This is a genomic window from Trichocoleus sp. FACHB-6 (genome assembly GCF_014695815.1).
Lineage (GTDB): Bacteria > Cyanobacteriota > Cyanobacteriia > Cyanobacteriales > FACHB-T130 > Funiculus > Funiculus sociatus.
On sequence record NZ_JACJOY010000047.1, the window covers coordinates 40,540 to 52,229 of the forward strand.

The following is an 11,690-nucleotide window of genomic DNA, read 5'->3' on the forward strand; positions in this document are numbered from 1 at the left end:
AATATATTCCACCCAACCGAGAAACGCTATAAATATACATCCGCTAACGCGGTTCATTCCTCCGCGCCCTCCGCGCCTGGGCGGTTCATATTTATACCCCTAGCTAAAAGCGCACTACCATAAGCAGCTTCAGAATGAATCGGTGTAACAATCGGTACCTGAAGATAACGCGCACGAATTGCAGTCCAAACAGAATTTTTCGCACCACCCCCAGCGGTATAAACTCCACTCAACTGTGTGCTACCTAACTGTTGTAATAATTGATAACCCCGTGCTTCAATTCGGGCAATGCTTTCCAACAAACCATGCAGAAATTCTACTGGATTATCTGGACGCGGTTCTAGTTTTGGTGGTAAATGGGGGTCATTAATAGGGAAGCGATCGCCTTCTTTTAATAACGGATAATAATCAAGTAAACTTTCTTTCTCCGCATCAATCTGACAGCTAAGACTTTCTAACTCCGCATCAGTAAAAAATTTTCGCAGCACCGCACCACCAGTATTAGACGCACCGCCAACCAACCACAAATCTCCTAGTCGATGACTGTAAATTCCGTATCGCGCATCATCAACACGAGTGTGACTCAACAACTTCAGCACCAGAGTAGAACCTAGCGAGGTACTAGCTTCGCCAGGAGACTTAGCACCACTGGCGAGAAACGCCGCAATACTATCCGTTGTGCCAGCACACACCGCACAATCTTTCGGGAATTCAAAGTTAGTAGCAATCTCAGGTTTTATTTCAGCAACAGGTGTATCAGGAGCAAGAACTTTGGGAAGATAAACTGGTAATTGCAGATTTTCCAACCATTCAGGATAACACAAGTTTCCGACATCGTAACCCAATTTCAAGGCATTGTGATAATCGCTAATTCCTAGTTTCCCATGTAACAAAAATGCCAACCAATCCGCCTGATGCAAGAAATAAGTTTTTCTGTTTTCCCTTTGGTCAGGTGGGAGCGCTTTTAGATACCAGAGAAGTTTCGCCAGGCTGGAAGTAGCGCTTAATACTGTGTGATTTGGGGGGGCAATTTTCTTCAACTTCTCCATCATTTCCACCCCCCGCGCATCGTTGTAGAGGATAGGTTCAACAACAGGATTGCCAGCGCGATCGCATAAGATTACAGTAGAAGAAGTTCCGTTGAGCGCGATCGCTTTTATTTCCCTTCGTACCTGCACAGAAATTTGCGAAATCAGGGAAAATAAAGCCTTCTCCCAACTTGCAGCTAAATCAGCCGCCGCTTCAAAAAGATATTGCGCCTCAGCATGGATATTACCATCCGCGTCAATTACTATAGCCCGTGCGCCAGAAGTGCCGAAGTCTAAGCCGAGGTAGAGATTCATAACCCGCTCTCATCCTGCTTGATATCCTGTACTATATACGCATTAAATATTGGTCGTGACTAACACCACTCGTCAAATCCCTCAAATAGATCCACCCCTTTCGCCTCGGCAAACATTGCCGACGATGTACGATCTACCAAGCGAAGATCCAGAGGAAGAGCGTTTGCCAGATCAGTATCACGGTTATCAGCCAGATATTTTAGATGATACCTTCAAGCCATCTAACTATGACTTTGACGAGATATTAACTGCTACTGACTTACACATTTACTACAATCTTAACCACACCAACTGGTACAAACGCCCAGATTGGTTTGCCGTTGTAGGAGTTTCCCGACTCTACGAAGGTTTTGACCTGCGAATGAGTTATGTATTATGGCAAGAACTGGTTAGCCCATTTGTAATAGTAGAGTTATTGTCCCCCAGTACAGAAGATGAAGATTTAGGTCGGACTGTGCAACAGCCAGGGAAACCGCCGACTAAATGGCAAGTTTACGAGCAAATTCTGCGTGTTCCTTATTACATTATTTTCAGTCGCTACACGAATGAGTTGCAACCGTTTCACTTGGTTGGCGGTCATTACGAACCTATGACACCACATGACGAGGGACTGTATCCAGTTCCAGAACTGGGGCTAAGTTTTGGCTTGTGGCAGGGTACTTATAAAGGTGTTAACCGGATTTGGTTACGGTGGTTTACACAGTCGGGAGAGATGATTCCCACTCCCGAAGAGGAAAATGCGGCCGCCCAACAAGAAGCCGCCACCGCTCAAGCTGAAGCCGCGGCCGCCCAAGAACGAGCTAGGTTAGCAGAGGAGCGTGCTGAACGACTGGCGGCGAAACTGCGCGAGTTAAATATTGACTTGGACGATCTTGGTTAATGTTGTGGAGCGCGATCGCATCTTCACGTTTGCGAGTACGACTGAGCGATCGCATCCACCTTATCTACTTAACGCCTCAACTCCTCAAACGGCTCTCAAACATTTAATGGAAGCGCGTAGCTCAAAGAATTCGATTTAGTAAGTATATTTTGAATTTTCAGATGTTACTTCAGAAGTTATCAATGGCAAACGAAGTATTAGCCGAAGACAGGCTGAGGTTCTAGGAGATTTCTTTCATGTTGCTCCTGAGCTGTTCATCGGTTAAACAAGCGGAAATACTGTGCAAAGCGATCGCGTCTAGCAAGTTTTGGCTAATGTTATGGAGGATGCGATCGCTTGTACTTCCCGCCGTAATTCTGGTAAATTTGCCCTAAGCTGGCAGCGAAATCGGACGGCGACGCTTCAAAGTGATAACGTGTCTCGAATTGAATAGTACCATTTGAATTAATTAATACAGTCCGTGTGTCAGAGGTGTCGCCATCCATATTGAGGTAGAATTTCATATTATACAAATCGCGTTTTCGTTCTTTAGCATCATTGGCGCTGCTTTCCGATAGATACCCTTAACTAAGCTGAACATGAATATCAGGGACTTCTTCTTATCGGCTCCTAGCCATAAAAGGCACAAACGCAATCTACTAGAGAATGTCGAATTGGGATTGTTGGTATTTTTTGTAATCGTCTCATTCGTAGCCTTAATTTTTGATGAAATTATCTGGGCTGCTATACCGCTGATTCCATTAATGGGACTGAATATATATAACCGTTATCGGTTAGATCGGCTGACTCGCCAAAGTCTCGCCAGAGTTTCAAAAGTAAAAGACTTTATAGAGAAGCAGGTTGAAGAATTAAAAATTGCAATGCAAAACCTGAATCAAAATGCCCCAAATCCGCAGCAAACTGAAGGTATAGAGCATTTAGTTTTGGCAATGCAGAATCTACAACCGCAGCTCGATTTCTTAGAGCAATCCATTGCACCGATGAAAGAGCAATTGGCAACTCTAACCCAGCAGTTTAACGAGCAGAATCAGGTACAGCAGCAGGAAAGTTTGCGGGATGCGATAACTTCTTTAAGCAACGCTAACGCGCAACTATCCCAAAGAATCGCCAAGCTGCATCAGCGCCTCAATCAACTACCCCCTTCCCCACAAACGCCAGTAATTAATCCGGATTCCAACTCTTCACTAGAAAATAGTCTAGTTACAGGTAGTAAAAATCTGCCAGTGGAGTTGATAGAAACGCAACTAATTAATGGAAAAAGTATTCAGAATGGCGCATCCGATATAAATGCGGAAACTGAAAATCCCCCCGAATTAAGTCAACAAGCAATAGAACATCAATCGCCAGAGTTGATAGAAACGCGATTAATTAATCAGGTAAATACCTCGGATGGGGAATCCGATATAAACCTGGAAACTGAAAATTTACCTATAAATCAGGAAACTGAAAATCCCCCCGAATTAAGTCAAGAAGTAATAGAACATCAATCGCTGGAATTGATAGAACCGCAAGTAATTAGTCGGGAAAATAACCCGAATGGTACATCTGATATAAATCTAGAAACTGATAACCCTTCTTTAAAAAAAAATCGAGTTACAGCTATAGACGCTGAAGAACTTGTGAAGCGATATGAAGCTGGAGAAAGGGATTTTACGGGGGCTAACTTAGCGGACGCAGATTTAAGCGATCTATGCTTAGAAGGAGTTAACTTGAAATATGCAAATCTGAGTAGAGTTAACCTCAGAGGAGCAAGACTGCATAGTGCTAAATTAGATGCAGCCGACTTAATTGCTGCGGATCTGCGTGGAGCAAACTTCTATCAAGCATCCCTTGAGGGCGCAAACTTAACTCAAGCTGATCTCCGCAAAACAAATTTGTGTGATGCTTGTCTTCGGGGAGCTAACTTAGCCCAAGCCGATTTGTGTGGAGCCAACTTGTGTGATGCTTCCTTTAGTGGAGCGAACTTAAAAGGAGCAAAACTGCACCCGTCAGATATGTTGAGAACACAGCTTCAAGGGGCAACTATGCCTGATGGTACAACTCAAGAATGGGTAATGCCGATATCTTGAAATAGCTGGTGAAAAAGAAGTGTGTAGCGAAACGAAAGCTCTTAGCTTATCGCCTCGATTTCAATTTTCGAGAGCACCGAAGCCTGCTATATAACTCGTCATATGCTATAGCGTTAACGCGCATGGCTTCGCTAGAAAAAGGCAGGCAGCAAAAGGCTCTTTTAAACAATTATTCACTTTTTCCTTTTGATTACTCATTACGGATTATTAAAATTGTTACCGAAGTAGCGATCGCTGTTATTAACATCTGCAAACAATTCCGGAGTGCTGATACGCCAATTGGTATATAACAGTGCTTTATATAAATTGCGATGCACAGCAGAGGTAACAATGTCTGAACCCACACGCCGTCCCCTACCGCTAATTTTGATTCGAGGTTTTGGCGGACTCGATGTTTCGGATGAGAAAAAAGACACCTACCAGAGATTTAACGTCGGTACTGTCTACCCTCAAAAACAAGGTGAGAATTACATCTACGAAGGACTAATTCTGCGGTTCATAAAATCAAACTGGAACTACCAAGACGCTACAAATGTCGTCGGGTACTATGGCAAACCCTATTCCTATGAACCGTTGATGCCTGAGAAACTTAAGCGTTCCACCGATAAGGATATCGTGGAAAAATTCATGCGTTTAAAAGATTTGGGCTACTTTTCCGGCAACAAAGTCATTATCGATCCAGGCATGGCGCTACACCTGCTGGAAACTATGAATGACCCTTTACATACCCTTTGGGTTTTCCGTTACTACGACTTAGATGACCGGAAATTCAACATATATGGTGAAGCCTTGGTTCGATTAATTGACTTTATTCGGGAACTTACAGCGCAAAAAGAAAGCATCAAAACAAAGGTAAATATAATCGCCCATTCTATGGGTGGACTCATTGTGCGCGAGGCAATTCAACGCACCTATCCCAGGATAAAGAAATCTGATTCATCAGCGGAAGAATACATCAACAAAGTCGTTACTCTCGGCACGCCGCACCAAGGCATCTCTTTCCAAATTATCAAAAATTGGATCAACATTAGTGCGGAAGAAGAGATAGAGCATTTTAATCCTGAGTTTCAAAAAAACCGGGCAAAAAATGAGGCTTTCGTTAATTTTCATAGATATTTTCCCCTAGAACGACTGCTAACGGTGGTTGGTACGAACTACCGCACCTACGACAGCGCGATCGCATCTAAACTAAACCGCTTATTCCCATCGGCGGGTGAGTATGGGTCAAACTACAATCGCAGCGATGGTTTAGTCAAACAAACTGCGGCACAAATTCCGGGCGCACCACGCACCTTTGTCCACAAGTGCCACGGAGGTGACGACTCGCTAATCACTTCACGAGAAGCGTTTGAAGTGGCAACCCGCTTCTTTTTTGGAAATGTGCGATCGCGTTTGCGCTTTGTGAAGGGGAAAGTCACCCGTGGTAAAGATTTCTTCGGGAAAAGTGAATTTTTTCTGGGCGTTTCCATCAAGCCGCGTCGCGTGGACTTCGACCTTTTCCATCAGAGTAAAGAAGCGGAAAACTGCTATGGCCCCTTTAGCGAGGTTGACCCTCAAGACAAAAATATTGACTTTCGGGAAGAAAATCAAAAACTCGGCTTTCCTTGGGCAGATAACAACAAGCTAATCTGGGAAGGCTACCTCGACACTACACCGATTATCAAGGACAGGAGCATCACCACTAAAGACATGGTAATGCGGTTAGACTTTTACGTTGGCGAACGCGACCTGTTTGGTATCGGTTTCTCAGACAACGTGATTTTCCGCCAGCAATACTATATCCGCGCCTTGCTGCCAACCCAAGAGAAGCCTTACGGGACGCTATACTTGCACACCGATGAGCGATTTTCGGCGGATGACAAACCGATGGAGAAAAAGGACGGTGGCTGGGAGTTCGAGATCGGCGGAAGTGGCTTCCAGGGCACTTTCCGCATTGAAATTGATGATGTTCCCGAAGATGGTAAGCCAATGCCGTTTGGACAGGTAACTGGGGCGCGGCTGTAAATAAGACACCGATAACACCTTTGCCATCCGCTTATCTTAGGCTGAAGACGATTCGCTTTTCTTAATGAAACTCAAAATTATTTCTGGCGAATCTGCGTTCAGAATGGTTTGGAGAAGTAATTGCGAAAACTATGTCTCAGCCAACGATAGAATCAATCCTGCAAGAAAAACGCCTATTCAATCCGCCTGCTGAATTTTCACAAAAAGCCCATATAAAGAGCTTAGAGGAGTATCAGCAACTTTGCGATCGCGCTAAAGCCGATCCGCAGAAGTTTTGGGCAGAATTAGCAGATCAAGAGTTGCACTGGTTCCAGAAATGGGACACTGTGTTAGATTGGCAACCACCTTTTGCTAAGTGGTTTGTTGGGGGAAAAACAAATATTTCCTACAACTGCTTGGATAGGCATTTAACTACTTGGCGCAAGAACAAAGCCGCTTTGATTTGGGAAGGGGAACCGGGGGACTCGCGCACTTTAACTTATGCCCAGTTGCACCGGGAAGTTTGTCAATTTGCCAATGCTTTGAAACAGTTAGGGGTAGAAAAAGGCGATCGCGTCGGGATTTATATGCCGATGATTCCGGAAGCCGCGATCGCGATGTTAGCTTGTGCCAGAATTGGTGCAGCCCACAGCGTCGTTTTTGGCGGTTTTAGTGCCGAAGCTTTGCGCGATCGCTTAATCGACGGACAAGCCAAGGTGGTGATTACCGCTGACGGCGGTTGGCGCAAAGATGCAATCGTTCCCCTCAAGGAACAAGTTGATAAAGCTTTAGCCGATGGCGCTGTCCCCAGTGTGCAAAACGTCCTAGTTGTCAAGCGCACCGGACAAGAAATTTATATGCAGGTGGGAGGACGAGACCATTGGTGGCATCAGATGCAGCCCACTGTTTCAGCCGATTGCCCCGCCGAACCGATGGATAGCGAAGATTTGCTGTTCATCCTCTACACCAGCGGCAGCACCGGCAAACCAAAAGGCGTTGTGCATACCACTGCTGGTTATAACCTCTACACCCACATGACCACCAAGTGGATCTTTGACCTTCAAGATACCGATGTCTATTGGTGTACCGCTGACGTAGGCTGGATTACCGGACACAGCTACATTGTGTATGGCCCCTTGTCCAACGGTGCCACCACCGTAATGTACGAAGGTGCGCCGCGTGCCTCAAATCCCGGTTGTTTTTGGGATGTGATTGAAAAGCACGGTGTCAACGTTTTTTATACCGCACCAACTGCAATTCGCGCTTTCATCAAGATGGGTGAAGACTTACCCAACGCCAGAAATCTCTCTTCGCTGCGATTGCTGGGAACGGTAGGCGAACCCATTAACCCGGAAGCGTGGATGTGGTATCACCGCGTTATTGGTGGTGAAAAGTGTCCGATTGTCGATACCTGGTGGCAAACTGAGACTGCTGGCATTATGATTACGCCCCTACCTGGGGCAATTCCCACCAAACCTGGTTCTGCGACTCTTCCCTTCCCAGGAATCCTTGCTGATGTCGTGGATTTGGAAGGCAACACAGTTCCCAACAACGAAGGCGGCTATCTAGTAATTAAGCATCCTTGGCCTGGGATGATGCGAACCGTCTACGGCGACCCCGATCGCTTCCGTCGCACCTACTGGGAACACATTCCCCCGAAAGATGGGCAGTACGTCTACTTTGCTGGAGATGGTGCCAGACGCGATGAGGATGGTTACTTCTGGGTGATGGGACGGGTGGACGATGTGCTAAATGTGTCCGGACACCGCTTAGGTACAATGGAAGTGGAATCCGCTTTAGTTTCTCACCCTGCCGTTGCGGAAGCTGCGGTAGTGGGTAAGCCGGATGAACTCAAAGGGGAAGAAGTAGTAGCCTTTGTTACTTTAGAGGGTACGTATAGCCCCAGTGAGGAACTGAGTAAAGAACTCAAAAAACACGTTGTCGCGGAGATCGGCGCGATCGCGCGTCCCGGCGAAATTCGCTTCACCGACTCCTTACCCAAAACTCGCTCCGGTAAGATTATGCGGCGACTGTTGCGGAATCTTGCTTCTGGTCAAGAAGTCTCCGGCGACACCTCTACTCTAGAGGATCGTGGCGTGTTGGATAAACTCCGAGAAGAAGGGTAATTTTTTAACGCAAAGGTACGTCAAGGTAAACGCAGAGTTTTGCCGAGAATTTCCTTGGCGAACCTTTGGGGTAAGGGCGGATTTTAAACCCGCCCTTACTGCGTACCTTTGCGTTAAAAAAAGTGTTGGTAGACATTGCCTACTTTACAATTAAACTATCTTTAAGGTGGACTATTTTGGCATAGATTTTTATGAAGCTAAAAAGCCACTTGAAGCCAGCATTTATTCAACCGCTTACCTGCATCAGTCTAGGCATCCTTGCGGGAATCGGCATATCCCCTATAGTGTTGGCTGAACCGATATTACCAGGCGATACAACAATAGATCAATCAGTTTTCTCTAACCCTCACCCTCCTGTCTTCAAGGACGGGACTATTGATCACCGTCCTCCAAGACCCTGCCGAACTGGTGACGACATCAAGCTAGTTATAAAGATAGGAGGAGGGGGAGAGCGAGAGCGCCGATACAGACCGCGCACGGATCTAGAACAGCAAGATTGTGAGAGATTGCGGCAGGAACAAAAGGCGAGAGAAGAGGCGAGACAAAGACAGCGAGAGGAACAAGCACGAAAACGGGCAGAAGAAGTGCGGCAGCTAATGCAGCAATGGAGTAACCTCTACAGTGCCAACAAATTGTCTGAGGCAGAGGTAGTCTTTAGCAAACTCATAGAAATGCACCCAAATGACGCTAGTCAGTATTACCAGTCAGGGAATGAACTTTATCGTCAAGGCAAATCAGAAGCAGCCGTAATTATATATCAGCAAGCGATTCGCCTCAATCCTCGTCATGCTGTGGCTCATAAGGCTATTGGAGTTGTCAGAGCAACCCAAGGTCGATGGGAAGAAGCCATTGCAGAGTATCAGCAGGCGCTTTCGATTAATCCTGACTATGCTGATGCGCTAAAAAATCTGGGACAAGCGCTGTGGCAACAAGGTAAGCGGGAAGATGCGATCGCTTCCCTAGAAAAAGCCAAAAAACTATATACACAACAGCGTCAGCCTTACGAAGTTAACCAAGTCGATTCGCTTTTGCAGCGGATGAGTGGATAGTAGAGTAGCGCAACGCTGAATTAGAATTTAAGGAGCGCGATCGCCCGTCCCGGTGAAATTCGCTTCACTGATTCCTTACTCACAACTCACTCCGGTAAGATTATGCGGCGGTTATTGCGGAATCTCGCTTCCGGTCAAGAAGTCTCCGGCGACACCTCTACGTTAGAGGATCGGGGCGTGTTGGATAAACTCCGAGAAGAAGCGTAATCGATAGGAGGCGATCGCTTACAGCTAACTTTCGATTTGCGCGATCGCCTCCACCGCAGACAACGCAGGATTTCATCAGAAAGCCTCCGAACCATGTACTTTTTCTTTGTCTTTGCTAATGAAGTTTGACATACCACTCGACGCGCTACCCTTCAGGGCAACAAATTTGTCTGCAATGCCCATTGAAGGAAACACAGTTTTTTCACAATAAGCCTTCAGTTGGTCTTGCCTTGTAGGATGATGCCAAGTTGCAATGTCAACAGGCGCGGACGCTCCATCTGGTTGCACGGAATTAGGAAGACGGGTAAGGATATTCTGAGTTGTTATACCGCCATCATTTCCAAGCTTAATGATGTTGCGAATCGCATCCCGTGACATATTTGCCGTCTCACCTGAGTGTTTCACTCCAATGGCACTGTCCTTGTTAAACATTGCATCATCACCATAAACCCTAAATAACTGATTACTCGCTCCATCGTAAACTTTTATACCATTTTCACAGAATACATTATGCAGAGCGTTTGTTGATTTCTGGAGGTAAGCATTGTTCAGGAATTCAAGATAGTCTTGATAGGTGACTGCGGCAGCCATACGTTGATATTGTGTATCATCGCCAGGCGTAGTTGCATCGCCCTTACTTGCTGCCAGTGCAGACTTGAACTTCTCTTGATCCTTCGGCATATACTCGGTGGGAAGTATATATTTATCTGCCCCAAATGTCTTTTTGTCAAACCTTACAATCCTATCGTTCACTAAGTTTGTAAGCGCACTGTTTAGGTTAGTTGCGTCTTTAAGAGGACTATTGCTAAGCAGGCTTGCCTGAGTTTGTTCAAGTGCCGCTGTATTCGACATAGCGTGTGTTTGCCACCATTCCATCAATGTTCTTTCAGGGCTACCGGGAGTTTGAAGCGATGCTGGAACCTGCAAGCCTAGAGCATCAAATCTAACTTTCCAATCGTCTTTTTTAATATCCTCGACTGCTTGAGGGTTTTTCGCTCGATTCGTTGTTTGAGTCGCATCAGCTCCCTGCACTTGGCTCTTATCGTAGATTGAAGCTGCTAAACCTGGCTGTTTATAAGCAATTTGTTGAATTTTATGCCATGTTTCGGCTGAAGCAAAATCCATTGTCCACGACTGAGTGTCAAGCCATTGAACAAACCATTGCATAATTTGTGTTTTGTTGATCATGTGACCCGCAGCATAAGAATCTTGCAGATAGTGATCCCCAAAACCATTGTTGAGCAGTGCTTCATTCGCAGCTTCTTTAGCAGCTTGTTCAGCTTTTTCTGCCTCTTCTATGTTCTTGTGATATTCCGCTTGAGAATCTGTTTGCTCCTCACCACTACTTGACAACACTCCATAGATTGTCGCAGCTGCTTCTTTGGCTGTTTCAGCGCTTTGCTGGAAGTCCCACGCTTTTTTAGCAGCTTCCCTTGCTTGTTGGTGATAGCCTGCCCAAGCGTGCCAACTTTCAGGTACAAAGTGACAAGCATTTCGTGCCAAGGTTGCGCCATATTCATTTGTATTGCCTTTAGCACCTGAACCAGTAACCGTCAGCAAATTGATCTGTCCAGGCACACCACTGATGTAATCTTGCAAAATTGCGTCCTTAAATTTGTAGTTTAATTTGTCCTTCACTTTTGGATTTACACGTTCGTTGTTTTCCATCATCGTCTCAGCATCCTGCACATTTTTATCTGTCTTTTCTGTGTCTGTGAGGCTGCCTTTTAACTGGTTATAAATATCCTTTAACCGGAAGAAGGTTTCTTGACGAACACTTTGAATGAGTGTCCAACGGACTTTGGGATCGGCGGTTTTCATCGTGTCGAGATTTCCGTAATAGTCCGCCAAGGTGTTCATCTCGCCATAGGTGATAACAAGCGGCTCTCCATCTTTTCCACCACCAGGGATCGACACAAGGGCGTTGCATAATGGAGGGATGAATTAGGGTTGGTTTTGATGCAATGCCCAGACTGTCAATCCACTCACATCCGTAAGAACGGCAAGAGAAGGGGTAAGCAAAATTACATCTG

11 protein-coding genes and 1 pseudogene are annotated in these 11,690 nt (G+C 45.8%); 7 read left to right on the forward strand and 5 right to left on the reverse strand.

Translation table 11 applies throughout. The annotated features are described in order from the left end of the window. Positions 1–53: 53 nt before the first annotated feature. Entirely contained in the window at positions 54–1,343 is a 1,290-nt protein-coding gene (locus H6F66_RS08760) for an FGGY-family carbohydrate kinase (protein ID WP_190420288.1), read from the reverse strand. A 124-nt stretch (positions 1,344–1,467) separates the two neighbouring features. Here H6F66_RS08760 and H6F66_RS08765 point away from each other — a divergent pair, with 124 nt between their 5' ends. Both H6F66_RS08765 and H6F66_RS08770 read left to right on the forward strand, forming a co-directional pair. Then, positions 1,468–2,223: a Uma2 family endonuclease gene (locus H6F66_RS08765; RefSeq protein WP_190420316.1), complete on the forward strand. Its 756-nt coding sequence runs from the start codon at positions 1,468–1,470 to the stop codon at positions 2,221–2,223. Further along, positions 2,201–2,362, forward strand: coding sequence for a hypothetical protein (locus H6F66_RS08770; RefSeq protein WP_190420290.1), 162 nt, complete (start codon positions 2,201–2,203; stop codon positions 2,360–2,362). The genes H6F66_RS08765 and H6F66_RS08770 overlap by 23 nt, the downstream gene beginning before the upstream one ends. 178 nt (positions 2,363–2,540) lie before the next feature. Here the strand turns inward: H6F66_RS08770 and H6F66_RS08775 are convergent, their stop codons facing one another. Then, complete coding sequence (locus tag H6F66_RS08775; protein WP_190420292.1) at positions 2,541–2,726, reverse strand: hypothetical protein; 186 nt, start codon at positions 2,724–2,726, stop codon at positions 2,541–2,543. A 75-nt stretch (positions 2,727–2,801) separates the two neighbouring features. On the opposite strand from H6F66_RS08775, the gene H6F66_RS08780 reads away from it, so the two are divergent. After that, the gene (locus H6F66_RS08780; RefSeq protein WP_242019083.1) at positions 2,802–4,292 is read left to right on the forward strand and encodes a pentapeptide repeat-containing protein; all 1,491 of its coding nucleotides are present in this window, start codon (positions 2,802–2,804) and stop codon (positions 4,290–4,292) included. 197 nt (positions 4,293–4,489) lie between these two features. On the opposite strand, the gene H6F66_RS08785 is transcribed toward H6F66_RS08780, so the two are convergent. Continuing rightward, positions 4,490–4,636 carry a hypothetical protein gene (locus H6F66_RS08785; protein WP_190420294.1) on the reverse strand — a complete coding sequence of 49 codons (147 nt, stop codon included), beginning with the start codon at positions 4,634–4,636 and terminating at the stop codon, positions 4,490–4,492. Here H6F66_RS08785 and H6F66_RS08790 point away from each other — a divergent pair. From H6F66_RS08790 to H6F66_RS08800, 3 genes are all read left to right on the forward strand, one after another. Next, on the forward strand, positions 4,623–6,296 hold the full coding sequence (locus tag H6F66_RS08790) for an alpha/beta hydrolase (protein ID WP_190420296.1): 1,674 nt from the start codon (positions 4,623–4,625) through the stop codon (positions 6,294–6,296). The two genes, H6F66_RS08785 and H6F66_RS08790, sit on opposite strands and share 14 nt — an antisense overlap. Positions 6,297–6,427: 131 nt before the next feature. After that, positions 6,428–8,401 carry an acetate--CoA ligase gene (gene acs, locus H6F66_RS08795; protein ID WP_190420298.1) on the forward strand — a complete coding sequence of 658 codons (1,974 nt, stop codon included), beginning with the start codon at positions 6,428–6,430 and terminating at the stop codon, positions 8,399–8,401. A 191-nt stretch (positions 8,402–8,592) separates the two neighbouring features. Continuing rightward, positions 8,593–9,450, forward strand: coding sequence for a tetratricopeptide repeat protein (locus H6F66_RS08800; RefSeq protein WP_190420300.1), 858 nt, complete (start codon positions 8,593–8,595; stop codon positions 9,448–9,450). A gap of 157 nt (positions 9,451–9,607) precedes the next feature. Here H6F66_RS08800 and H6F66_RS28845 read toward each other — a convergent pair whose 3' ends face one another. Continuing rightward, complete coding sequence (locus tag H6F66_RS28845) at positions 9,608–9,733, reverse strand: hypothetical protein (RefSeq protein WP_277873853.1); 126 nt, start codon at positions 9,731–9,733, stop codon at positions 9,608–9,610. Further along, complete coding sequence (locus H6F66_RS08805; RefSeq protein WP_190420302.1) at positions 9,733–11,478, reverse strand: hypothetical protein; 1,746 nt, start codon at positions 11,476–11,478, stop codon at positions 9,733–9,735. The genes H6F66_RS28845 and H6F66_RS08805 overlap by 1 nt, the downstream gene beginning before the upstream one ends. A gap of 138 nt (positions 11,479–11,616) precedes the next feature. Here H6F66_RS08805 and H6F66_RS29270 point away from each other — a divergent pair. Further along, a pseudogene (locus tag H6F66_RS29270) lies at positions 11,617–11,690 on the forward strand (IS1 family transposase); the annotation flags it as partial.